Annotated in this window: 19 protein-coding genes; 9 read left to right on the top strand and 10 right to left on the bottom strand. The window is 45.1% G+C overall.

Annotation, left to right across the window (positions count from 1 at the left end):
* Nucleotides 1-14: 14 nt before the first annotated feature.
* Both VNE01S_RS02040 and VNE01S_RS02035 read right to left on the bottom strand, forming a co-directional pair.
* A complete protein-coding gene (locus VNE01S_RS02040; RefSeq protein WP_053395512.1) occupies nucleotides 15-2,903 on the bottom strand; it encodes a pyridoxal phosphate-dependent class III aminotransferase in 2,889 nt (962 codons plus the stop codon).
* Between the two features lie 509 nt (nucleotides 2,904-3,412).
* A complete protein-coding gene (locus VNE01S_RS02035) occupies nucleotides 3,413-5,254 on the bottom strand; it encodes a M10 family metallopeptidase C-terminal domain-containing protein (RefSeq protein ID WP_053395513.1) in 1,842 nt (613 codons plus the stop codon).
* A gap of 303 nt (nucleotides 5,255-5,557) precedes the next feature.
* Between VNE01S_RS02035 and VNE01S_RS02030 the strand changes: the two genes are divergently transcribed.
* Nucleotides 5,558-6,871, top strand: a complete 1,314-nt coding sequence (locus VNE01S_RS02030; RefSeq protein WP_156309849.1) for a TolC family outer membrane protein — start codon at nucleotides 5,558-5,560, stop codon at nucleotides 6,869-6,871.
* 70 nt (nucleotides 6,872-6,941) lie between these two features.
* Entirely contained in the window at nucleotides 6,942-7,493 is a 552-nt protein-coding gene (locus VNE01S_RS02025) for an OmpA family protein (RefSeq protein WP_373278525.1), read from the top strand.
* Nucleotides 7,494-7,577: 84 nt separating this feature from the next.
* On the opposite strand, the gene nhaA is transcribed toward VNE01S_RS02025, so the two are convergent.
* The 5 genes from nhaA to VNE01S_RS02000 all read right to left on the bottom strand — a co-directional run bounded on the left by nhaA (nucleotide 7,578) and on the right by VNE01S_RS02000 (nucleotide 14,729).
* The gene (gene nhaA / locus VNE01S_RS02020) at nucleotides 7,578-8,753 is read right to left on the bottom strand and encodes a Na+/H+ antiporter NhaA (protein WP_053395516.1); all 1,176 of its coding nucleotides are present in this window, start codon (nucleotides 8,751-8,753) and stop codon (nucleotides 7,578-7,580) included.
* Between the two features lie 254 nt (nucleotides 8,754-9,007).
* On the bottom strand, nucleotides 9,008-10,129 hold the full coding sequence (locus VNE01S_RS02015; protein ID WP_053395789.1) for a lipocalin-like domain-containing protein: 1,122 nt from the start codon (nucleotides 10,127-10,129) through the stop codon (nucleotides 9,008-9,010).
* A gap of 3 nt (nucleotides 10,130-10,132) precedes the next feature.
* A complete protein-coding gene (locus VNE01S_RS02010; RefSeq protein WP_053395517.1) occupies nucleotides 10,133-12,583 on the bottom strand; it encodes an ABC transporter permease in 2,451 nt (816 codons plus the stop codon).
* The gene (locus tag VNE01S_RS02005; RefSeq protein ID WP_053395518.1) at nucleotides 12,564-13,235 is read right to left on the bottom strand and encodes an ABC transporter ATP-binding protein; all 672 of its coding nucleotides are present in this window, start codon (nucleotides 13,233-13,235) and stop codon (nucleotides 12,564-12,566) included. Before VNE01S_RS02005 ends, VNE01S_RS02010 begins: the two co-directional genes overlap by 20 nt.
* A gap of 123 nt (nucleotides 13,236-13,358) precedes the next feature.
* On the bottom strand, nucleotides 13,359-14,729 hold the full coding sequence (locus tag VNE01S_RS02000) for an MATE family efflux transporter (protein WP_053395519.1): 1,371 nt from the start codon (nucleotides 14,727-14,729) through the stop codon (nucleotides 13,359-13,361).
* A 106-nt stretch (nucleotides 14,730-14,835) separates the two neighbouring features.
* Between VNE01S_RS02000 and VNE01S_RS01995 the strand changes: the two genes are divergently transcribed.
* The gene (locus VNE01S_RS01995) at nucleotides 14,836-16,269 is read left to right on the top strand and encodes a DUF2867 domain-containing protein (RefSeq protein ID WP_053395520.1); all 1,434 of its coding nucleotides are present in this window, start codon (nucleotides 14,836-14,838) and stop codon (nucleotides 16,267-16,269) included.
* Between the two features lie 40 nt (nucleotides 16,270-16,309).
* Here the strand turns inward: VNE01S_RS01995 and VNE01S_RS01990 are convergent, their stop codons facing one another.
* The 3 genes from VNE01S_RS01990 to rsuA form a co-directional block, all read right to left on the bottom strand.
* Nucleotides 16,310-16,969, bottom strand: a complete 660-nt coding sequence (locus VNE01S_RS01990) for a DUF2913 family protein (protein ID WP_053395521.1) — start codon at nucleotides 16,967-16,969, stop codon at nucleotides 16,310-16,312.
* A complete protein-coding gene (locus VNE01S_RS01985) occupies nucleotides 16,969-18,174 on the bottom strand; it encodes a Bcr/CflA family multidrug efflux MFS transporter (protein WP_053395522.1) in 1,206 nt (401 codons plus the stop codon). Before VNE01S_RS01985 ends, VNE01S_RS01990 begins: the two co-directional genes overlap by 1 nt.
* A 159-nt stretch (nucleotides 18,175-18,333) precedes the next feature.
* The gene (rsuA, locus tag VNE01S_RS01980; RefSeq protein WP_053395523.1) at nucleotides 18,334-19,035 is read right to left on the bottom strand and encodes a 16S rRNA pseudouridine(516) synthase RsuA; all 702 of its coding nucleotides are present in this window, start codon (nucleotides 19,033-19,035) and stop codon (nucleotides 18,334-18,336) included.
* A gap of 73 nt (nucleotides 19,036-19,108) precedes the next feature.
* Here rsuA and radD point away from each other — a divergent pair, with 73 nt between their 5' ends.
* The 6 genes from radD (at nucleotide 19,109) to VNE01S_RS01950 (ending at nucleotide 25,914) form a co-directional block, all read left to right on the top strand.
* Nucleotides 19,109-20,851: a DNA repair helicase RadD gene (gene radD, locus VNE01S_RS01975; RefSeq protein WP_053395524.1), complete on the top strand. Its 1,743-nt coding sequence runs from the start codon at nucleotides 19,109-19,111 to the stop codon at nucleotides 20,849-20,851.
* A 113-nt stretch (nucleotides 20,852-20,964) separates the two neighbouring features.
* Nucleotides 20,965-21,333, top strand: a complete 369-nt coding sequence (locus tag VNE01S_RS01970; RefSeq protein ID WP_053395790.1) for a PepSY domain-containing protein — start codon at nucleotides 20,965-20,967, stop codon at nucleotides 21,331-21,333.
* A 4-nt stretch (nucleotides 21,334-21,337) separates the two neighbouring features.
* Nucleotides 21,338-21,997, top strand: coding sequence for a response regulator transcription factor (locus VNE01S_RS01965; protein ID WP_053395525.1), 660 nt, complete (start codon nucleotides 21,338-21,340; stop codon nucleotides 21,995-21,997).
* Entirely contained in the window at nucleotides 21,987-23,330 is a 1,344-nt protein-coding gene (locus VNE01S_RS01960; RefSeq protein ID WP_053395526.1) for an ATP-binding protein, read from the top strand. Before VNE01S_RS01965 ends, VNE01S_RS01960 begins: the two co-directional genes overlap by 11 nt.
* A 290-nt stretch (nucleotides 23,331-23,620) precedes the next feature.
* Nucleotides 23,621-23,899 carry a 50S ribosomal protein L25 gene (gene rplY, locus VNE01S_RS01955; RefSeq protein WP_053395527.1) on the top strand — a complete coding sequence of 93 codons (279 nt, stop codon included), beginning with the start codon at nucleotides 23,621-23,623 and terminating at the stop codon, nucleotides 23,897-23,899.
* A gap of 380 nt (nucleotides 23,900-24,279) precedes the next feature.
* On the top strand, nucleotides 24,280-25,914 hold the full coding sequence (locus VNE01S_RS01950) for a methyl-accepting chemotaxis protein (RefSeq protein WP_053395528.1): 1,635 nt from the start codon (nucleotides 24,280-24,282) through the stop codon (nucleotides 25,912-25,914).
* Nucleotides 25,915-25,943: the final 29 nt, after the last annotated feature.

Here is a 25,943-nt window from a genome sequence, read left to right as displayed (position 1 = left end):
GTTTTCCGTTACCTTTATTTAACTAGCTCAGCCGCTAGAATGTTGATTTTATTAAGTAAAGATTCAAAATCCGAAATCTTCAAACAAGGGTTTAGAATAGTGAATTTCAGCGCCGATTTGCCGTCCACTACCGTTTCTCCAAGTACCGCAACGCCACGAACCAGCGCTTCCAGTCTTAGAGCTTTGTTGAGTTCATCTAAATCGACAGCTTCGCTGCTTACCGCGCGGAACAATACAGTCGACAAAGCTGGCTCTGCCAATAGCTCAAATCCATCACTGTTGCGCACAAGATTTGCAACTTGTTGCGTCTGACCCAATAAGTGATCGTACATCTCACCAAGTGTGTTCGGCCCTACGTTTTGCATCGTCATAAAGACTTTCAAGGCGTCAAAACGTTTAGTCGTTGCGATAGACTTGTCTACCAAATTTGGTAGTTCATCGTGTTCGCGGTTCAAGTAATCTGCATGATGAAGCAAGAACTTGAAGTTGGCTTTGTCATTAACCAACAGCGCACCACAGCTGATTGTTTGGTAGAACAGCTTGTGGAAATCCACGCTGACTGACTCTGCGCGCTCAATGCCTTTCAGACGATTTTTATGGCTGCTTAGAATCAATGCACCACCATAAGCGCCGTCAACGTGCATCCACATTTCGTGTTTTTCAGCCATATCGGCGATGAAGTCGAGATCATCAATAGCGCCATGATCAGTCGTGCCAGCAGTGCCCACAATAGCGAAAGGAATCAAACCTTCTGACTTCGCTTGTTCAATCACAGCATCTAGCTTAGTTACGTCCATCGTACCATCAGCATTGGCATCGACGGCAAGAATCGCTTTTTCACCCAACCCCATCCAAGACGCTGACTTTTGTACCGTGAAGTGCGATTTATTCGAACAGACAATACGTAGCTTGTCGGCGTAATCGGGAAGCCCTAGCTTTTGAATAGAATGGCCGCTTAACTTATCTGCAATCCAGTCACGAGCCAGCATGAGGCCCATTTGGTTGCTCTGCGTACCGCCACTAGTGAAAATGCCGTCTGATTTCTCGCCTAGCTCGTACTTATCACACAACCAATCAACCACTTTCTGCTCTACATAAGTCGCAGAAGACGCTTGGTCCCAAGAGTCCATCGATTGGTTAAGAGCCGCAATCATTGCTTCTGCCGCTACTGCTGGCATCAACGGTGGAGTGTGCAGGTGCGCAATGCAATCTGGATGCTGAACAAAGATAGAATTCTTCGCTACCAAGTCCGCAGTTTCACCGATAACATCGATCAGTGGCGCGTTCTTGTTATCTAGGTCTACCGCATTAATCGCGTGTTCTAACAACTTAGGTTCAAGACCCGAGTAAGGCGCTTTTACTTGCTCAAATACAGACTTCATCGCTGCTGTGGTGTGATTCATCACTTTAGAGAACTCTGCACTGCCCATCTCACCCGTATGGATGAAATGTTGCTTCCAGCTCTCATTCGTGTGTTCAGCATCAACCTTGTTGCCACCAGCCACAAGAATTGCTTCTTCCATGACGCGCAGCGCAAAGTCGATTTGTTCAAAAGAGATGATTAACGGAGGTAGGAAGCGAATCACCGAGCCTTCACGACCACCCTTCTCAACCATTAAGCCACGCTCTAGCGCTGCACGCTGAATCTTCAGCGTCAGTTCACCGTCCGCGACTGGCTCACCAAATTTATTAAGTTCATTACCTGGCTTGCGGATTTCAACACCCAGCATCAGGCCTTTACCGCGCACTTCTGCAATACAGTCTACGCGCTTTTGCATCGCTTCTAGGCCATGACGTAAGTATTGACCAGCAATATTGGCGTGTTCAACCAAGTTATCGCGTTCAATGATCTCTAAGGCTTTTGCACCAGAGACCATAGCCAGTTGGTTACCACGGAAAGTCCCTGTGTGTTCGCCTGGCTTCCAAGTATCGTGCTGCTTGTTGATCACAAGAAGCGACATTGGCATACCACCACCAATCGCTTTTGACAAACAGAGAACATCAGGAACGATACCAGCTTCTTCAAAGGCGAAGTTATAGCCCGTCTTGCCGACACCACATTGAATCTCATCAAGGATAAGAAGAATACCGTGCACATCACAGATACGACGAAGTTCGCGTAACCAGAAAGCCGGAGCCGGGATAACACCGCCTTCGCCTTGTACGGGCTCAACAACAATCGCTGCTGGCTTCATAATGCCCGCTTCATCATCGTTTAGAAGACGTTCGATGTATCGGATGCTTGCTTTCGCACCTTCATCACCACCTAGGCCAAACGGACAGCGTAAATTATATGGGAATGGCATAAAGTGTACGTCTGACATCAAGCCAGTGCGACGCGCTTTAGTGCCCAAGTTCCCCATCATGCCCATGGTGCCATTAGTCATACCATGGTAGGCACCGCGGAACGCAAACATGGTATTGCGGCCAGTGGTTTGTTTTGCCAGCTTAATCGCAGCTTCTACTGCATCTGCGCCTGAAGGACCACAGAACTGCACTACGCAGTTATCTGCTAGTTGCTGTGGCAGGAAGTTTTTAACCGCTTGGATAAAGTCCGTTTTTGCTTTGGTCGCAATATCAAGCGTCTGATAAGGCAAACCGCTGTCTAGTTGATCTTTTAACGCTTGGTTGATTTCTGGGTGGTTGTAACCCAATGCCAACGTACCGGCACCAGCAAGGCAGTCTAAGAACAACTGGCCACGTGTATCTTCAACCAACGCGCCATACGCTTGCTTAATAGCAATCGGTAAGCGACGCGGATAAGAACGAACTTCAGATTCGTGCTGCTCTTGATCCAACAACACTTGGTCTGGAGTTAGATCATAAATACCTTCTACTGCTGGGATCTGAGTAGAAAATGGGGTTGCGATAGTATTCGTATCGACTTCAAAGGCTGTGCTCATGATTATCCCTTGAAATGAGTTCGTCTTTCTTGCAGGAATTCACCTACAGAAATAAAGCAGATCATTTCACGTTATTTTAAACAACGTGCGTGCAAAATTGCTCCATCATTAGATGGAGTACTTGTCCGGTAAACAAATCAAGGTTCAGTAATGCATCTGTCTTCTAAAACAGGGCATTCAGGAAGAACTAAGCTGATTAGTGTGTGTTTATTAAGTGAGTTCAATGTTGGGTTTCCCATTCACTTGTCGCAACGCGACAATAGTATCCCGTCTATCGATAAAAGGCCTTATCGATACCTACCCTACGTGCTGCCTACTCAGCCCGAATAGTCACCTCGCGTATCCCCCAGAATGTCTGCTTAGACTCAACTCCGAGATTGCGCGCGAAAATATCACAAATTAAAATATTCTGGCAACCATTTTTTATACCTAAACTACAGTTGTGTTATTAGCTTTAACAAAAAAAGCTGGCCCAAAAGCCAGCTTAAATATTTGTCGTTTTCTTAGATCTATGCGGCATCTGTTTTCAGTACTTGCGCAAGCATTTCCAGCTCGTTGGTGATGCTGTTATCCTGAATAAATCCCGCTTCAGCAAATGCGTCAACACAGTCTTCCAGCACGATGGTTTGCTCGCTGCCATTGTCACTGACTGTGAACACTAGATTATTTTCATCAAGACTTACATCCACCCGCTCTATCAGTGCTTCAAGTGAGATATTTTCGTCTGATTCAAGTATGTCTGTAATGTCAATCAAGTCACATCCTAAATCAAAGTTTTGCACAACATCGGTACCATTATCCAAAGCATCGTCCAACCAAGTGAACCAGTTGACGCTTTCATCACCAACAATCACCTCATCCCCGTGCTCTGCCCATACAATTGTGCAGTCCGATGAATCATCCATATCTAAAGTAACCGTCGCTTCTTCGCTGGTTGCTAACTCAGAGTCGACTGCAACATAGGTAAAAGAGTCATCTTCAGGTACGTCAGGCTCACTCGACAAGTATCTTAAAACCCAATTACCACCATTTGACGTCATTTCCATCTGTACTATCGGGTTGTCTAGTGACGCATAACTGAATTCGTAGAGAATAGTGTCATTCCCTACATCACCTTCTGTTTTCTGATATTGTTCAACGTAAACGGAGCCGTCTTGCAAAGTGTAGGTAACTTCGACATAGAGATTACTGGTGGAAACAAAATGCCCACCCCAGCCATCGAGTCCAAAGCTAACTGTCTCCAGAGGGTTATCACTTAGGTCAATAATTAGCGTCTCGTCCTTGTTTAAGCCATTACCATCACTGTCCCCAAGCCCCCAGCCTATGTGCGGGTCAAGATCGTCATACTGAACCAACTCTTTACCATTATTGTTTACCAGAGAAATACCTATCGTATTACCGTTCTCTAGTGTTACCAGACGTTCAGTTTTACTGACAAACTCACCCCAGTTGTAAAAACCGTCCTCTCCTGAAACAACGTCACTCGGATCACCAATACAGCCTATTTCGACTGAGTCGTCATTGCTATCTGGCACATAGCTAATGCTGTCTGGATCGAATAATTTATTTGGGTCAACCTCAGCTCCTAGCACATGTAAGTCGTCTTCAGTTAGTGCTCGGGTTGCCCCTTCATCATCCGTATAAAACAGTGTGCCGTTGGCAGGAAGACTCGTGATCATAATGCTAAGCTGAATGCCAGCTGCATCATCTTCTAAATCGGATATATTATCTAGGCACTGATTGTCAGAGTCGAAAATGATAGGCACTGACTCCGAATCATCAACATCGACTTCAAACGAGTTTGCGTTAGGCGGCGTGTTGTCTTCCTCTGGCGGCTCGTCACCACCACCACCGTTGTCACCACCACCGCCGTTGTCATCACCACCATCGTCCGCCCCTAAAACCGCGTTTTGACGAAGGATATCCAAAAGCGCCAAGCTTTGCGTTTCAGAAAGACCTTGAGATTCTAAGCCTGTTGTTTCGAACATAGTGGAAGCAAGTGTCTCGGCACCTGTTCTTTGAATGGCCCCTGTAGTTGTAGGGCTAGATCCACCTTCTCCGCCAGCTGCGGTTGCTAGTTCCGGGTCTTGAGTCGGGTCTCCACCCTGCTCAATTTGCTGTATAACAGCTGCTATCTCATCATCGATATTAATATTCGTTGCTGTGCCATCATCCACAACCAACTGAGCTTCAAGATCGGATACAGCCGTTGCACCTTGACCCAACACCACGATGACCTCTCCAGGACCTGGAACTTCACCTGGTAGTAGCTCTCGAATTTGTCCGTTGATATCAATCACCACGGTGGTGTTTGATAGTGCTAATAATGTTGCAAGGTTGTTCGTTTTCATAGCCAGACTTCCTAGTTATTTGGCTCACGATGCTGTTATTAAAAATCACTGCACAGCCACCGTTTCAGCGCATTTATGCACACTTTAAAGCTAGTGTTCCACAAAGCGACAATCCACCGAATGACATAAAAGTCCTAACGAAAAATGATAATTTGATAATTTAAATGGCCTTTATTTTTGTCGAGCGTCTAACTTTCCATTTTTTATAGGCTACGCTTTTCTTAAACACCCACTTGCAACTATCACTTTTAATGCTTGATTCCACACTTCAAAAGGTTGGCAGTCACGATTAAGGAGGCTACTTTGAATTGGAAAAAATCAATGCTGGCGAGCTGCATTCTCTTGGCGAGTATGAACTCTTATGGCCAGACACTAGAACAGGCGGTCGCAATCACCTTAGCGACTAATCCAGAAATAAAAGCGACATATAACGAATTCCAAAGTGCTGTAAAAGAAAATTCTGCTGCCGGTGGTGCCTATTTACCTAGTTTGGACTTAGATGCTGGCATTGGTTACGAAGGAATAGACCCTGCTGACTCAACAGGGCGACAGGACACGGATCTAACGCGTAAAGAAGCCACGCTAAGCTTAAACCAGTTGCTGTGGGACGGATCTGCTACGCTTAATGATATGGACCGAACCGCGGCGGATGCAGAGTCTGTCAGACAACAATTGATTTCGGATGCCTCAGACTTGGCACTCAAAGTAACCAGTGTCTATCTAGAAGCAGTGAAAGCGACAGAAGTACTGGCCCTTTCAGAAAGCAATTTAGCCGTGCACAAAGATATCTATCGTGACATCAAACGCCGCGCTCAGTCTGGCGTAGGTTCAACCGCCGATGTGTCACAAGTTGAGGCTAGAATAGCCAAAGCACACGGCAATTTGCTGGCGGCACAGAACAACATGATTGATACCCACACGCAATTTACCCGCTTAGTTGGGCAATCTCCATCAGGCTTAATTTATCCAAGAGCCGACGAATCTAAGTTGCCTCTGTCACTGACGGAAGCATTGGACGAAGCTTTTGAGAACCATCCTGTAATTAAGGTTTCCCAGGTTGACGTAGATTCTGCCCGCTTCCAGTACAAGCAATCGAAAGGTACTTATTATCCCACGTTTTCCATTGAGGCTAGTCAATCATGGCGGGATGATGCAGGCGGAGATGAAGGCCGAAGCGATGAAACACTCGCCATGCTAAGAATGAGATATAACCTGTTTAATGGTGGTTCAGATAGGGACCTTGCAGACAAAGCCGCTTTCCAGCTCAACCAAGCAAAAGATCTTCGTGACAATGCATTTAGACAAGTTGAAGAAGGCTTACGTCTATCTTGGAGTGCTTTGGATTTAACACTTCAGCAGAAAGAGTTCTTGGCTGACCATGTGGACTCGGCGTCTAAAACCGTTATCGCCTATGAAAAACAATATCGGATTGGACAGCGCACATTACTCGATTTGCTCAACACCGAAAATGAACTCTTCGAGGCTCGAAAAGATTACCTAGACGCGCATTACGCTGAACAATATGCAAAATACAGGGTGATGAACGCGACGGGAACGTTGCTTGACGCACTCTTGGTTGATACACCTGAAGAATGGTCTGAACGAGTGGAGTATTAATATGAAAAAGCTATACCTCATCCCGCTCTCTATGGCTCTTATTTTTTCACTGCAAGCCAGCGCTGAAAATATGAAAGAAGAGTACGATTATATGCCCCCTCCGGTTGCTGATCAGATTTCTGACCTCACTGACGATGATCGCGATGGCGTTGTCAATGCACGAGATATATGTCCTGAAACTCCTCTAGGGTCTCTTGTCGACAATGATGGCTGTGGAGCCGCTAGAAAAGCAGCAGAAGAGCGCAAGTTAAGAATATTGTTTGACAATGATTCGTACGCTATTAAGCCTATGTTCGCTGGGCAAATCAAAACCATGTCAGATTTTTTGAAGAAATATGATTCGGCTTCGATTCAGATTCAAGGGTATGCAAGTCGTGTCGGTGCCCCTGAATACAATCTAGCGTTATCTAAAAAGCGTGCACACGCTGTTCAAGATAAGTTGCTGTCTTATGGGATATCACCAAAACGCGTAACGATTGTTGGTTATGGTGAAAACCGAGTGCAAGCAGAAGGCAATGATGAGATATCTCACGCACTCAACCGACGCGTCACCGCCACAGTGGTTGGCTTAAGTCAACAAGTCGTGGAAGAATGGACCATTTTCACGACCAAAGAGAAATAACGTTTTCTGGAACGGCCATACAAACGAAAAGCCCCTTCAAAGTTGAAGGGGCTTTTTAATAATTAGACACTTTGGTCGGAAAGCTTAATGAGATGAATTGACTTCAGCAGCTGCCGCTTGTTTCGTTGGTAATGACACTCTTAGCAGAACATAGCCAAGAATCGCTGCGGTTGTAGAACCCATCAAGATACCCAAACGTGCATACGTATCGAATTGAACGTTAGCTTGTCCGAATGCCAGTGACGAGATGAAGATCGACATAGTGAAACCAATACCACACAGCACTGATACTGCAAATATGTTCTTGAAGTTAACACCCTCTGGCAATTTCGCTACACCCAGTTTTACTGCTAACCAACTGAACGAGAAAATACCTAACGGCTTACCCACTAACAAGCCTAGTGCAATACCTAATGGCAGCATAGAAGTTAGACCTTCCATGGATACGCCTTCCAGCGAAATACCTGCATTGGCAAACGCAAACAAAGGCAAAATACCGAATGCTACGTATGGGTGTAATGCATGTTCCATGTGTTTAAGCGGCGAGTACTCACCTTTGTTACCTTTAAGTGGAATAGCAAAACCGATCACTACACCCGCTAATGTTGCGTGTACACCCGATTTTAGAACCGCTACCCACAGAATAAAGCCAACTATCATGTAAGGTGTGAGTTTCGTTACATGCTTGGAGTTCAGCACAAATAGCGCCGCGGTCATCGCGAAACCAATCGCCAGTGCCGTGGTAGATAAATCACCCGTATAGAATAGCGCAATGATAACCACAACACCCAAGTCATCAATAATCGCTAGAGCAAGCAAAAAGACTTTAAGGCTAACTGGAACACGTTTGCCCAGTAGCGCCATAATACCTAACGCAAAGGCAATATCAGTTGCCGCTGGGATAGCCCAGCCTTGAATCGCTTCTGCATTACCAGCATTAAAAAGAACATAAATTAACGCTGGAGCCAGCATACCACCGACTGCAGCGATTGCCGGAAAAATTGCGGTTTCTTTCGATTTTAGTGCGCCTTCTAACAACTCTCGTTTTACTTCAAGACCAATTAGAAGGAAGAAAACCGCCATCAGACCATCATTAATCCAATGGGAAACTGACATACCAAAAACGTAAGTGTGCAGACCACTTTGGTAAATCTCGTTTAATGGTGTGTTAGCAATTGTCATCGCGATAGCAGCTGCAATCACTAGCAATATACCACCTGCAGATTCCATTTTGAAAAAATCGCGAATAATGTCACTCATGATATCGTCCCTATATTTATTATGTTAATAAACGATTAACAAAGAATACCGACGAGTGTATCGATAACAAAACCGAAGGAAAAATCGCTTGTTTAGAGTTCTCACCTCGGAATTTCCGATGTTAATTAGCTTAATCCTATTTAATTTCCTTATCTTATTATAGGCAACTGGAATAATTTGCCTCACAAATGCAAAAGGTGGTCACTTTTCTTCAAAGTGACCACCTTTAAAACACTAAAAAGCAAAAAATTAAGTTAATAACCTGTTAACTGCATAAAACCCGTCGCGTTATGTGTTCCCCAAGCCTTTATCGGCCCTTCCCAATAAGGAATAACAAAAGGTAAAAACAGTTCAGAGTTTACGACTTGTGTCGTCAGGCTAATATTGTGCTTAGGGATTTGGATTAACCACTGCAAGGGGATCTCTTTTCCATCAACATCTTGACTAGGCAGCAGAGGTTTAAGGTTTAAATCTTGAGGGTCGATAGACGTCACTTTTCCATCGTTTGTTGACAAAGTACCAAAGACGTACGGCATTTGTTGATTGTGGCGGTAACGGCTGACGGATAAAGATGTTTCATCATCCAGCTTCAGCACAAACCAATCCCAACCTTGCTGGCCTTCAGCCATAAGGCCGCTTCCCCACTCTTTACTCATCCAAGCATTGCCTTTCACTGAGATTAACTTGTTGGGACCAAGTCTAAGAGAGCCCTTCACTCGAAGAAATGGCGCAGTCAGGTTGTACGAAGCAACCGGGAGTAAGTCATGCTTTTTCTGGTACCCATATTCACCAGGCAACACATATGGCCCGCTGGTGGCTGATGTCATCTCTAAATCAAAATCATCCGTTGAAACAATGAGCTGCCCTGGGAAAGGCGTTTTGCTAAGAGAACGCCAATACCAGTTATCAATCCAAAGACGAAACGGCATATTGGTCATCCCAGCCTGACCAATACCACCTCGAGCTAAACGCTGTTCTTTCCACACTTGATTTTTATGAGTCACAACAATATGCGACACGAAGATCTGGGGATTCAACCATCCAGCACCAGTGTTGTTACTGTCAGCAATACGAAAGTAACTCCACTGAATCCCATACTCTTCTCCGTTTTCATCAACGACATTAGCAAAAAAGTGCCACCATTCATGCTGGTACTTATCGTGAAATGATAGATCTTCAGGTAACTTTACTGCGGTCCCTGGTAATACTGGTTCAAAGACCTCGTCAGGCTGAGACAGCAACAGAGAGTTAACGTTATTGTCTTCATTTTGAGGAGTGGTATTCGCTTCTGTAAGCAGATAAGCCGAGACTAATACCGCTATGATTGCTATCAATGCAATCAGTAAAATACCCAATATGCTTCGCTTCGCTTTCATCATCTATAGTGAATCCCGTAAAGATTTCATTGGTGTATTCCTTACCATTCGATAAACAGGGATCGCGCCAGCTAACATCAAAGAGCCCATGGCTAAAGCTATGGTTTGGAAGTACTCAAATGGAATCACTTGCAGTTCAAGCGTCCAACCAAATGATTGCTTAATAATGATGTCTACCACCAACCTCGCCAAAGCCAAACCTAATGGTAATGCGATGAGAATCGAGATAGCGCCAAAGACAAACAGTTGCAGGCTGCCCATCAGGATCAGTTCTTTCCCGGACATACCCACACAGCGAAGTAGCGAGATATGCTTCTGGCGTGATATCTCGCCTGCAACGGTCGCAAAGAAGATGCCGAATACGGCAATAACCAGTGTAATGTTGCCCAGTGTATCGGCTATTGAGAACGTTCTATCAAACACTCTAAGCGCTTGTTGATGAATATGACCATTGTCAAAAACACGCTCTGAATCGATTCGGAAGACAGACTCTAAACGACGTTTGAGGCCAATAGGGTTTACACCCTCATTAATAACTGCGCCAAGCGCTACGCTGCCACTGCCTGCAAACGCATACAGCCAGTTGCGATGAGATAGCATAATTTGGTTATACGGATTGCCATAATCATAATAGACCCCCACGACCTGCCACCCACTACCAAGCTCCGGTACATTAATATCATCACCAGGGCGGATACCTAACTTCAGCGCCATGGATTCACTCACCATCACCCCTTTTGAGTGATGCATGTGATACCAATAATTTGGAACACCCAGCTTAACCGTCAGTGAATCTAACTCGTTTTCAGAAGCGCCAGTACTCACCACTTGGAGCACACCACTTGCTGTACTCACTTCTTTTTCCCATCGCCACAGAACTGATTCAACTTCAGGCTGTTCGCTTAGCCAACCACTCACTCTGCCTGCCGCGCTATTATTCGGATAGATATAAAGATCTGCCGCTAAACGTTGGCTCAACCACTTATCCGTAGTATCCCTGAAACTCCCGACCATGGTTTCAACACCAATATTCGCAGCCATTGCTAACATAAAGCCCATGGTTGCGACGCCTCGATAGCTCATACTTGCAGCTGCGTCTGCGAAGAACCAACGCACTTTTACCCAGCGAAGTGAGTAAGACAAGCTGTTAAATACTTTCCAAATAAGGAAAGGAGTGAACAATGCAACACTTAGCAGCATTAAGGCGATGATAGCGAAACCCGACTCTTGGGTCTTAGGCGCCTGATAAATAGCGATTGCCGCAACAGCAAAAGCACAAGCAATTAACGCTTGTACAGCAAACTCCGTCCCTGCAAAACGGACCAATGACAAGCGCATCGTTAAACGTATCGGCTGAGCACGAAGTAATCGAACTAACGGCCAAGCACAGGCAATTGCAGCACCAATCAAAGCCAAAGCTAAACTATAGAGGCTTGCAGCCCAGCTCCAATGCACATCTAAACCAACATTAGCATCGTATAAATCACTTAAACTCGCGGACACTCCTGGAATCAATTGATTCGCCAAGAATAAACCAAACACATTGCCACATAGCCAACTCAGAAAAACAAGGATGAGCAGCTCCAACATAAGGGCTTGCATCAGTTGCCATCCAGACACCCCTGTTTGCCTTAAGATGCCTACGAGTAATTGGCGCTGAACCAACGATAAAGACATGGCTTGGTAGAAAATGAACAAACCAACTAAAAACGATAGCATCCCCATCGCATTCAAGTTCATATGAAATGCTTGGGTAAGAGATTCTAATTCTTGGCGAGAGCTACGACTTAACTCCATGCCTGCCGGCAAGATAGACTTTAGAGTCTCCAGCTTTTCTTTCGGCATTTCAGAACAAGCAATAAAAGCGAGGCCAGAGCTACGCTCAAGCATTCGTAGTAACGCAATATCAGCGATAATGCGCGTACCGTTCAATGTCTCTTGCTTATCTATCGCAATGGGACCGAGTTCAGTGCCGCTGTCTAATTTAAGAAACTGGCCATCTTGCCATTTCATATGTTCCGCAAGATCCATACTGACTAAGATTGGAAATGGCGCTTTCATCAAATCAAGAGAAGGCTCATTGTGTAAGACCGCGCCCGACTTAAAATTGAGCATCGCGACGGGATCTATACCGACTAGGGTAAGATCAGCCCCATTCGCGGTATGGACGGTAAGGTTCTCAAATGGCGCACATTGGTGGAAGCCATCGCGGCGCAGTTGAACGTAAAATCCTTGCGGGATCTTACTAGTAGCATGTTTGGGACGAATACGATAAGGAAGTGGATTAGAGAAGAGCTTTTCTCCATGTTCGTAACTTTTACGAGCATGGTCATTAATAGAGCTCACACCGACCAGCAGTGAAACGCCCAGCGTCAAGCCAAGCCAGACAAGAACAATTTGAAAAGGGTAACGCCTGTAGTGGCCAAGTAGTGCTTTAACTACGGGCCATAACATGAAGTTGTCCTCCTTGGAGACGAATCTTACCTTCCATATGCTCGGCAACGCGTTGGCTGTGCGTGACCAACAACAGCGTGCATTCAAGCTGTCGTGATAAGCTTGTCAGCAGTCGCATCACCGCTTCCGCATTTCTCTCATCTAAGCTTCCGGTTGGCTCATCGGCAAGGAGAATCTTGGGCTCCATATACAACGCGCGGGCAATCGCGGCACGTTGCTGTTGCCCACCAGAGACTTCTTCAGGATAACGACCTAACAAAGGCATCAGATCCAGTGCCGATAATATTTGTCGCCACAGCCCCTGATCTTCAGAAAGGCCTTTTAATTGTCGGCAAAAACGAATGTTATCCGCAATATTGAGGGTCGGAAGCAAATTAAACTGCTGGAAGATAAGGCCAATATTATTACGTCGGTATGAAGTTCGCTTACTCTGCGGGACTTTGTGCATGGCGAAATTAGGGAAAGTGACCTCCCCTGCATCCACGGTGTCTAACCCAGCGATCAAGTTCAACAGCGTGCTCTTACCTGAACCACTTTCTCCCATAAGGGCGACTTGATCACCTTGGTTCAATGTCAACTCAGCCCCTTGTAAAACAGGATGAAACTCACCACCGTCTACATAGCCTTTACAGAGGTCTGTTAGTTGAAGCATCAATACTCTCGCAAACGTAAAAATTTGGACTGTGAATCTACACTAAATCGCTCACAGTAGGAAGTATTTTGGATAGTAGATCACAAGATATGCACCAAAACACAGCCACTTACCGCTTTACGTCTAATTTTCGATCAAATTTCGAATCCATTTACGCGTATTCATACGATACAAAGAACCTAGCCATTTAATCACTTCTTCCGTCAAAAATAGTAGATAAATCCACTCTGGTTCCCAACCAAGCCCGATAGCAGCGAAGGCCGCCAAAGGGATACCGATCATCCATTGAGCGACTAGATCCTGGTAAAGGCAATACTTCACATCGCCCCCTGCGCGTAACACACCAACAATTGTCATCATAGGTACGGAACGAAGCACGATCGCCAAACTTAAAACCAACATGAACTTTTCTGCCAGAACGCGAGTTTCATCCGTTAATGCACTAAATGCGTTCAGTACCAAGCCTTGTGTGCCATACAATACAACGGCGACAACCACACCCACAATAAGGCTCAGAATCGTTACGCCAATGGCCTGATAATAGACTTCTTCGTAATTCTTCGCGCCAATCTGGTTACCGACCAGTACCGCAGCCGCATTAGACATACCGATCAGCAACGCCAAAGAAATCGACTCTACTGGTGTCATAACAGAGAGCGCCGCCAAGCCTTGTACACCTGACTGCCCCATAATGGCGTGATAAACAAATAACCCACCAGCCCAAGCTAAAAAGTTGAGTGTGGTGGGTAGAGATAGCTTTAAAAAACGCACGATTCGCTGCCAAGCAACAACCGCACGCAAGTCTTCTATACCAAATGCCAATAAGTGCTTTTTAAGATACAAATACCCATACAAGGTGGCGACTTCAATTGCCCCACTCATCACAGTCGCAATCGCTGCCCCTTTTATACCCAAAGCAGGTAAACCGAAGTGACCGAAAATAAGCACCCAGTTAAGGAAAACATTCGACAAGATACCAATGCCACTAAAAAAGGTACTCACACCGGGCTTGTGCATTGCTCGTAAACCTACCGACATACTCGCAACACACGCAACCGCAAACATACTGACAGAGGTGATCACCAAATATTCTGCGCCCAGTCGGATGACCTCATCTGAAGAGGTAGCAAGAGACATGATGTGGGTTGGAAACAAGATAAACAACATGGCGGTAAATGCCGCGAAAATCATCGCAACCAACCACGTCAAAGCGGTACTTTCTCGAACACCCTGTTTATTCGCCGCTCCCCAATATTGAGCCGTCAGCAAAGCCCCACCCGTGGTGACACCAACCAACATAATCGTGGTGACAAAGGTCGCCCTAGCAGCGACACCAACAGCAGCGATTTCCGCTTCACCCAATTGACCAAGCATGAGGACATCGACCAGACTGCGACTAGAGAACATGATACTTTGCAAAGTGATGGGCATCGCGATTGCTATTAGTCGGCGAAAAAAATCACCTCGAGTGTGATATAAGATTTTGGAAACCATGACGAAAGACTTACCTCAAGTAACAACAGTCTGAACCGAGAGAAATGGGACCGGTCATTATATGATCAGTTTCATATTTAAACTATACAAATCGCAGGACATACGAATGAAAAAAGTGCTGGTTTTGGGCGCCTCTGGCTACGTGGGTTCTCAGCTATTGTTCCAACTCTGTGAACAAGGCTATCAAGTCACTGCCGCAGCACGACAAATTGACTACCTCACCGCTAGGGTTACCCCACATCCAAATCTTGCGATCACCTATTTAGATTTAGCAGATGAACAAGCGACGTTAGATCTTATACCACACTTTGACCTGATTTATTTCCTGGTTCATGGAATGGCTCACGGGCATGACTTTCTTGACTATGAAATCTCATTAGCAGAAAACTTCAGTAAAGCACTCACTGATAGTGGTGTTAAGCATGTCATTTTTCTCAGTGCGATACAGCCGCAAACCGGCAATTCTGAACACTTAAAAGCACGTAAAATGACTGGGGATATACTCCGCCGTTCTGGTGTACCAATCACCGAACTTCGTGCTGGAGTTATCATTGGCGCTGGTTCAGCAGCGTTTGAGATCATGCGTGACTTTGTTTACAACATGCCGATACTCATTGCGCCTAAATGGGTGGACTCCAAAGCCAACCCGATCGCATTAGAAAACCTGAACCATTACCTACTCGCGCTAGCAAAAGAAACGCCAACAGAAAATACTGTTTACGAAGTCGGTGGGCCAGACACTCTCAGCTATCGAGAGCAATTTAAAGTGATCAGTCAGGTAACGAAAAAGCCCATTACTCTATGGTCAACGCCGTTACTGACGCCAAAATTGGCCTCATATTGGCTAGGCGTGGTGACTTCCGTCCCATCTAGTATTGGATCGGCGTTATTAGCCGGATTAGAGCACGACTATATCGCCAACGCAGCTGAGATCAGAAACAAATACCCACAGCCGCTCATCTCTTTTGAAGAAATGGTATCGTCGAGTATTGCAGCCGAAGGGACCTTTGTTAGAAGTGAAGTCTGGGGGTTCGAACCCGCTGCGCTTAAACGCTGGCAACCGGGCTATGGCTACTACCCAAAGCAAACTGGCGCGTCCATAGAGACTGATTGCTCTGCTGAACAACTCTGGCAAATTATCAAACAAATCGGCAGCCAAAAACAAGGTTACTTCTTTGCCAACATACTTTGGCGTACCCGTGAATGGCTCGATATTTTCTTTGGCGGCGGTAAGCCTATTCGCCGCTCGCCTTCTGGTCCTGAATTGAAAGTTGGCGATCATATCGACTCTTGGAAAGTGATCCGCTGTGAAAACCATCGATTCATATCATTGCTGTTTGGGATGAAAGGACCTGGGTTGGGCAGATTGGAATTCACCATTGATGATCTAGGCGATAAGAGACGTTTAAACGTCACCGCATGGTGGCACCCACAAGGGTTGCGCGGCTTACTGTACTGGTTTGCGATGATGCCCGCTCACCTATTCATTTTTAGAGGCATGGTGAAAGCCATTGTTCGAAAAACAAAAGAGCTTCCTTAATGGAAGCTCTTTCTATTTATATCTTGAAAAATAAGCGTATTTATACTTGAAAGCTAAGCGGTATTTCCGCTAAATGCTGACCGCGGTTTCCAGGGAAAACAAGGTACTCACCGTGATACTTCACGTTCGACTTATAATCCGTTACTTTATGTACCATAAAGCCCGCTGCAGCCGCTTTTTCAATAAACTGCGCGTGGTTACCGCGAACAAACCAGCTCATCGGTTTCACTAGATCTTCACCATCAAAGCAGCTTTCGCTCTGGTTTGCACAAAGGGCCAATGAGTTTTGACCTTCAGTAAAAATTTGAATTTTCCCGCAACCTACTAGCTCTTCCGATGTAGAAACTTCCCAGCCTTCTTTTTCCATCACGTCCAGAAATGCTTCAACGTCACTATCTTTAATGACTCGATCTTCTTTATCTGATGGAAAAAACTCAGCATAAAATTTTCTGATACGCTGGAAAGTAAACATTAACCCAGCGTCGTTCCCTTTCGAACGGCCTGCTTTCTGCCAACGAATCAAATCATCACCGACACAACGAGGAAAACGCTGAGATTTTATAGCGCGAGTTACCCAGCGCACCAAATAGTGATTATTCGCTACGGGCGCATTCACTTGCTTGCCTGATTTATGTTCCGCTGCCAACTCATCTAAAGCGGCATTAACAAGATTTTGTATTTCTATTGTGTATTCAGACATTACGCCTTTCTTCCAAATTTCCAGTAAAACGCGGCGGACAATACTGAACATGCCGACATCACCGTGATCATTGGCCAAGTAGCCCCACCAGGGAGCATAGCCACGACAGCACCAATGATAGAACCTATACCAAAACGTAACGTTCCCGCTAAAGATGAGGCGGTGCCCGCCATCGTCGGGTAGCCACTCAGCAATAACCCCATGGAGTTACTACCAATGGTCGACAAGGTTCCGATAAACAAAACCACGAAAGGTACCGTTCCCCATAGGCCCAGGTCAAGAAGCCACGTAATAAAAAGCCCTAAACCAGCAATCAATTGTACGGTAAGGCCAAATCTCAACATGGCGTGAGAGCCCACTTTCTTCACCAAACGGCCGTTAATGCTCGTCATGATGATCATCGCGACAATATTAAGGCCAAAAAGGTAACCAAAATGGTCTGGCCTAACCCCGTAAATATCAATATAAACAAAGGAACCTGCGGTTAGGAAAGCAAACATCCCTGAAAAAGAAAATGCTCCCGAGAGTATTAAGCCCATTGCAACTGGGTTTGCGCACAATCGAAAGTAATTTCGCATCGTGGTACCAAATCGTAATGGCTGCTTTTTCTCCGCGGTTAGTGTTTCAGGGATTTTCCAAAACACCAACGCAATGACCACAACAGAAAAAATGGCCAAAATCCAAAAAATCGCACGCCACCCAAACCACACGGCCACATGACCACCGATCATAGGCGCCACAAGGGGTGCAATAGTGATGACCAATGTTACGAATGACATCGCGCGGGCAAAGTCCTCGCGATCGAACATATCTCTGACCACAGCTTGAATAATCACCGCCGCCGCCGCGCCAGCAAAGCCTTGCGCAGTACGAACCCATGTCAGGGCTTCAATCCCTGTGGTTGTTGCACTCACTAAAGACGCTATGCCAAAAAACAGCACACCTAAAATAAGGACAGGTCTACGACCAAAACTGTCAGCAAGCGGCCCGTGAATTAATTGACCAATCGCAAAGCCAGCGGTATACGCCGTTAACGTTATTTGTACCGCACCTTCTGCTACACCTAAATCACGTGCGATCGTCGGCATGGCGGGCAAATACATATCAATAGCTAGAGGTGTTAACGCACCAATAGCGCCCAAGATAAGAAAAAGAAGAAAATTGATTTGGGGGGCTTTGGATTGCTCAATTGCAGAACTAGACATACATCTCCTACTCGGTTGCGTTAGACTTGCAGCTTCCGTGCTGCAACCAAACAGAAACAAAAGACCCGCATCCGCGAGCCTTGAATTGGTCTATATTCTTTCAATTCGTGAAAAAAGACTAGTTCCTATTTGGAACTAAAGTATTTCCTATCGCTGATATTATTTCCAGACAGAGTTAATCTCATCCTCAGTAAGGTAGCGATACTCCCCTGGCTCAAGCGATTCATCTAGTAAGATCTCACCAATACGCTCTCGGTGAAGATGCTCTACTTTGTTGCCCAGAGCAGCAAACATACGCTTAACTTGGTGGTACTTACCTTCCGTAATCGTCAAAAGCACTTCTTTTTCATCTTCATCAACGATTTCAAGAGTCGCTGGCAGAGTGGCTTCTTTTTCATTGCGAAGCTCAATACCTTGCGCGAACTTCTCAATGTAGTCTGCTTCAATCGGGTCCACGAGCCAGACTCGATAAGTTTTCTCACACTTATGTTTAGGCGATGTGATGCGATGCGACCATTTACCATCGTCAGTAATTAAAACGAGCCCTGTCGTGTCTACGTCTAGTCGGCCAGCAAAGTGAAGGTCTTCCATCTTCACTTCATCCAGTAAAACGAATGCCGTATGATTAAAACCATCTTCATGCGAACAAACAAAACCATCGGGCTTAAAAAGCATAATGTAACGGGGCCCCGGCTTGCGGATTTCTCTCTCTTGCCACTCTACGATACTGCCATCACCCACTTTGAATGAACCGCTTTTTTGAACCACGTCATCTACGGTCACATCGCCACTTTTAATGATCTTTGTTGCTTCTTTACGTGTTGCACCCAGTGCATCACACAAGTATTTATCTAAACGCATGAATACCTCATCTTTGTCAGGTGGGGTATTATAGTGTGACTGAATTAAATAGTTGAGCTATTTCACACATTTTATGTACACACTTCGTCCCTATCAGGCAGACTCTGTTAAAGCCGTTATTCACTATTTCCGTAAACACACTAGCCCGGCTGTTCTTGTCCTTCCGACTGGTGCCGGCAAAAGTCTGGTTATCGCGGAATTGGCGCGCCTCGCAAAAGGACGTGTACTCGTTCTCGCACACGTTAAAGAATTGGTTGAACAGAACCACGCTAAATACGAAGGGTATGATCTGAAAGGTGCCATTTTTTCTGCAGGCCTTGGCAGAAAAGAAACCGACCAACAAGTAGTCTTTGCTTCAGTGCAATCCGTGGTGCGTAATCTTGATGAGTTTAAAAACCAATTCTCACTCCTGGTTATAGATGAGTGTCACCGAGTACCTGATAACAAGAACACCAGTTATCAAAAGGTCATCAGCCATTTGCGAGAGTTGAACCCAGGAATTAAGGTACTAGGATTAACGGCCACACCTTATCGGCTTGGCATGGGCTGGATTTATCAATATCACACTCGAGGCCTAGTTCGGACAGAAGAACCACGATTTTTCCGAGATTGCATATTCGAACTCCCTATCCGCTATCTTTTGGATGAAAACTTCCTTACACCTGCTCGAATGATGGATGCACCAGTACTCAGCTACGATTTTTCACAGCTGAAGCCCGCATCAACAGGCAAGTACAAAGAAGCTGAGCTGGACATGGTGATAGATAAAGCGAAACGGGCGACGCCTCAAATCGTTGAGCAAATAATCCATCTGGCTCAAGACAAGCAAGGCATCATGATCTTTGCTGCAACCGTACGCCACGCCCAAGAGATCTTTTCTCTGTTGCCGCCAGATCAAACCGCGTTGGTAATTGGCGACACACCGACGGCTGAGCGCGATCTCATCATTCAAGACTTCAAAGATCGTAAAATAAAATATTTGGTAAATGTCTCTGTATTAACAACCGGATTCGACGCACCGCATGTGGATCTCATCGCTATTTTGCGTCCTACGGAGTCCATCAGCCTTTACCAACAAATTGTTGGACGTGGCTTACGCCTCTCTCCGGGAAAAACCGAGTGTCTTGTACTGGATTACGCTGGTAACAGTTACGATTTATATCAGCCAGAAGTTGGTGACCCTAAGCCAGATTCCGACTCTGAGATCATCACTATCCCTTGCCCAGCATGTGGCTTCAATAATAATTTTTGGGGAAAGTTGGACAGCAATGGCTTCTTAATTGAGCATTTCGGCCGCAAATGTCAGGGATTTTTTGAAGATGAAGAGACTGGCGAACGCGAACACTGCAATTATCGTTTCAGGGCCAAATACTGTGGCGAATGCGGCGCCGACAATGATATCGCCGCGCGTATCTGCCATGAATGTGACGCAACGTTAGTCGACCCGGATAAAAAACTCAAAGAAGCTCTGAATCTAAAAGATGCTTTGGTGTTTGAGTGTAAAGATATGGACCTAACCGTTCATAAAGATGACAAAGGAAAAAGTAGCCTCAAAGTAACCTACATTGGCGACAATCAAGCCCAAGTACACGAATTTTGGCCACTCAGTACCAAGAATCAAAAACAGCGGTTTAAGGATCATTTTGTTCGCCCCCATTTAGCGGACAAGCATCGCCCCTTTGAAGAGGCATCTCCAACCAAAGTGGTCAACAACCAGCACCGCTTTCGCCTGCCGCAGTTTGTGATTGCTCGCAAGGTTGGTCGTTTTTGGAAAATGCGCGATAAGATTTTCCAAGACGAATTGACCAATGGTTAAGTAAGTCTTTATTCACTTACTGTTCAGTTTCCATCATGTAACTTAGTCAACATCCATTCATCAAGGAGAAAGTTATGCTAAAACCAAAGACTGCTTTTTACTTGGCGGCCGCAATGACTATCGTACCTACGTATTCTGCTTTTGCTCATTCGCACACAGTTCAGAATGGACACGCACTAGTCCAAGATGTTTACAAACCCGGCACAGAGATTGAGTTCGACGAAGACCAAGATGAGGTGTTTGCCGCCGTCAAAAAAGGCGATATAAGACCCTTTTCAGAAATGTATGCGGCCGTTGAACGCGATCTACATGGACGTATCATCGAAGTCGAACTAGAAGAAGACGATGGTATTTGGGTGTATGAGTTAAAACTCAACCACAATAACAACATCATCAAAGTTGAATACAACGCACAAACCTTTGAAATGATGAAAATTAAAGGCCGAAACTTCACTAAAGCAATGAAAAAGTTAGAAGACTAATAATATGAAAATACTTGTCATAGAAGACGACATTCGTCTAGGTGAACAAATTGTCGAAGCCTTCGAAGAAACAGGCTGGGTCCCTGAACTCTCTCGTGACGGTATCGACGCCTTGTACCGTGCAACGTCAGAACAGTGGGACGCGATTGTTCTGGATCTGGGTCTGCCAAAACTGGACGGTTTAACCGTGCTAAAAAGTATCCGTGATGAAAACGTCAATACACCGGTCATTATCCTCAGCGCTCGTGACACGTTAACTCAACGAGTTGAGGGGTTAAATGCAGGCGCAGATGATTACCAAACAAAGCCATTTGAAATGGTTGAACTTATTGCTCGTATCCGCGCTCAGTTGCGCAGAGCTTCTGGCAACGCTTCACCTGTAATCCAAATTGGCCACCTGAGTTTGGATACACGAAGCTCAAAAGTGATATGGCAAGGCAAACCGATAAGCCTGACAGCATTAGAGTACAAAGTGATCGCCTACTTTATGCATAACCCTGAAAAAGTCATTTCGCGTACTGAGCTGGTAGAGCACATCTATAAACAAGATTTCGACCGAGACTCAAACACCATTGAGGTTTTCATTGGCCGTATACGCAAAAAAATAGCACCAAAAGTCATTAAAACGGTTCGAGGACTGGGATACCAACTGAATGCTGAGTAAAAAACATCATGTTTTAAAGCGTTTAAGCCTGAGAAGCCGTTTAGTTTTTGCTTCTATTGTGTGGTTAACCGCTATGATTATCGCAGCGGGTATCACCGTGCCAACACAAGTGTTCAACTATATGGTCGATGACACCACTGAACAACTTGCGATATATCTAGATGAGCTGTCGGCATCAATTGAAGTAAACGAAAAAGGGCAACTGAGTTTGCCAACTCAATTAGCGGACCCTCGATTTAATCAACCCTACAGTGGGCTTTATTGGTCCATACAAACTGATACGGACTTAGTTCGTTCTCGTTCTCTTTGGGACCAAAGGATCACATTTTCTGGCACTGAGAATACTCCTCTGGGTGCAAGACTAGAACGCCTTATCCTCATAGAAACAACGCTGTACTTTCCCGATTACGACGGCCCCATTTCTGTCCGAGTTGGGATAGATGAACAGCCTATCAAGCAAACCGTAAGCAAACTAATGAATCAGCTGTGGGTCATCCTTGCCCTACTCTACTTTGGCATTCTGTTTATTATTGTCATTCAAGTGTTGTGGTCACTGAACCCTCTCACTCAAATGAGAAAAGAGCTATCACAAGTAAGGACTGGAAAGAAAGACAGCCTAGATAAAGACTATCCTGCTGAAGTATCCCCAATGGTATCAGATTTAAACGCGTTACTATTCCACTATCAAGAGCTATTAGAGCGTGCGCGTAACCACTCTGGGAATCTGTCACACGCGCTAAAAACACCGCTATCTGTGCTCAAAAATGAAGTCAATATGCTTGAGGAAGACACTCAACATCGCTTTAGCTTGCCACTTAAACAGATTCAAGAGCAAATTGACTACCATCTTGGACGAACTCGTATGGCGGGATCCAAAAATATTCTAGCGGTTAAAACGAAACCCGCAGAACGAATAGACGCGATATCAATGGCGTTTGACAAAGTCTATGCCGACAGAGGCGTCACACTCATTAATGAACTCGATTCGGAAATAGAAATTGCGATGGATAAAAGTGATTTCGATGAAGTAGTCGGCAATCTACTAGAAAACGCGTACAAGTGGTCAAATAACCTAATTCGAGTTCATTCTATCTCTAATGACAACGATGTGATTACGATTCTGATCGAAGACGATGGTCCGGGTATACCTGAAGAGTTACTAGAGAGTGCAGTACAAAGAGGTGTTCGTTTAGATGAAAGTACTCCTGGAAGTGGGCTGGGTCTGAATATTGCCTGCGAAATCGTGCACAGTTACCGAGGCGAATTGTCTCTATCACGCAGTACTATGGGTGGCCTTAAGGCGGCAATCTCACTTAAAAAGTCACTTTCTTGAGTTCCATCGCAATGTCACCTAGCGTTGTCTTCACCTCTTCATAAAATAGTAAAGTGAACGACATTTGCTCAAACACATAATCAGAAATGCATCATAAGCTAACTAATTGAATAGGTTTAGACAAAAGGTGTGCTATTGGCAGGATTATCTATTGCCAGAGCCCCTATACAGTGTTAGTATCCGCGCTCGTTTTATGAGTTACTACCAATTACTCATTAAACGCATATACATTCTGGCAAGGTCGCATTGCCGAATGTGAAATCAATTTATTCATATTTGAGAGTAATACTATGAAATTTGAAGCAGTAGTACGTACTGAACTAGGTAAAGGTGCGAGCCGCCGCCTACGTCACGCTGGTAAATTCCCTGCTATCGTTTACGGTGGTTCTGAAACTCCAGTATCAATCGTTCTTAACCACGACGACGTTGTTAACCAAATGGACAAGCCTGAGTTCTACGAAGGTATCGTTCTAGTAATCGACGGTGCTGAAGTTAAAGTTAAGCCACAAGACGTTCAACGTCACGCTTACAAGCCAAAAGTTGAGCACATGGACTTCATCCGTATCTAATTCCCTACCAAGGAATTAATTGGATTTAATCCAAACCTTTTGCATATTAAGAATATCGGCTTTACCAACCGAGACTTCTAAAAAATTCGAAACCCCAGAGACTTACCACCTCTGGGGTTTCACTTTTCTGAAGCAAACCAAACGCCTACCATAACTGTTTAGTATTAAAAGCAGATTCTTTATATTTATTTAAAAAATTAGTCCCGCGCTCAAAAACAAGACAAATGAGACAAAAATGTCCCAACTATTTCTATGCATGTTATACGGCATGATTCATAGATCATGTACACTATTAAACTCTTTGATACGCAATTAAACGCAATAGTACAGACACGATGTCTGACTATTTTTTGTTTTAAGTTATATGCTTAGGGTTAATTATGTTGGATAGACTCACAATAAAACACAAGCTCTCCTTACCTATCGTTATGCTGGCTATTGTCATTGCCATCATGACGGTAGTAAACGTTATTCAAGCTGACAAGCAAGAGTCACTGAACGAGCAACTTAACAAAGAAGTTCAACCCGTTATGGATAGCTTAGAAGATGGTTATCGCGACCTTTACCAGGTTGTAACGGCAGCACAAGGACTCATGCTGGCAAAAACCCAAGCTGAGATCACTTATAACACTGAAGAGTTTAAAGACAACGCATACAAAGCGATGCCTCGTCTAAGTAAAGCCAGCGTGCTGGTTGAGGCGGGTCACCTTCCTCAAAGCCAACAACGTGAAATAGACAAAATTTCTGCCGCAACGGGTGCATGGGTCAAACTTTATGAACCGATGTTTGAGAATCCAGCACAAGCTATCAGCTACTATGAACAAAATCGCTCCAAACTAGACGCTGAATTTAAAACAATCCGCGAACAACTTGTGACGATACGTGCCGACGTTGAAGAACTTCAACTATCTCTGCGTAAACAATCTGCGGCATCGATTTCATCCAGCAAATTAGTGCTAGAAATCGGTTCGTTCATCGCTGTAATACTTGTGGCGATTTCATTCTGGATTGCACACCGCTTGGTACTGACTCCGATCAATCGAATCAACAAGGCGATGAAAGACATTGCCACTGGCGATGGTGATCTTTCAAAACGAATCACCGTACAAAGCAGCGACGAATTAGGACAACTCTCGAATTCATTTAACCACTTTGTGGAGCGTATTCACGAGACGGTTGGCCAAGTCATTATCTCTTCTAATGCTGTACGAGCTGAGATGGAAAACATAAAATCACTGACTCAATCGGTTGCCGAGTTCTCTGGGCACCAGCAGCAAGAAAGTGAAATGGTTGCCACCGCAGTCAACGAGATGCAGGCAACGAGCCAAACCGTAGCGTCAAATGCGGAAGAGGCTGCATTAGCAAGCACGAAAGCCAATGATGAAGCCTCGAATACCGAACGTACTCTTAATAGCACGGTTTCTTCAATTGAAACTCTGGCGGACGAAATTGATAACGCGAGCCAGGTTATCCATAACCTAGATTCGGATGTAGGCAACATCGCCTCTATCCTAGATGTTATCCGTGGTATTGCCGACCAAACAAACCTACTTGCCCTAAACGCTGCTATCGAAGCCGCACGCGCTGGTGAACAAGGGCGCGGATTTGCAGTCGTTGCAGACGAAGTTCGTTCACTTGCAAGCCGTACTCAAGACAGCACAGGTGAAATTCAGCTGATGATTGAAAAACTGCAAGAAGGTGCTCACCAAGCAGTCGCAGTCATGGGAGCGAGTAAAGAAAGTGGTCAACAAACTATTGTCAGCGCGAGCAGCGCCTCTGAATCTCTAAAAGAAATCATGTCTTCTATCTCGCTTATGAACGAAATGAATACTCATATTGCCACCGCCGCAAGTGAGCAAAATAGCGTGAGTGAAGAAGTAAACAACAATGTTGTTAGAATCCTTGATAACAGCAACCACATGGTTGAAATGATTAGCAGCTCAGAAAACGCGTGTATCGCACTGTCTGAACAGTGTGAGAGCCTAGATAACCTAATGGCTCGATTTAAGGTATAACACCCAAATACAAAGAAGCCCGCCGAAAT

Source organism: Vibrio nereis NBRC 15637 (assembly GCF_001591105.1).
GTDB lineage: Bacteria > Pseudomonadota > Gammaproteobacteria > Enterobacterales > Vibrionaceae > Vibrio > Vibrio nereis.
Note: the sequence above shows the minus strand (reverse complement) of the source record. Positions and strands in the feature narration are given on the sequence as shown.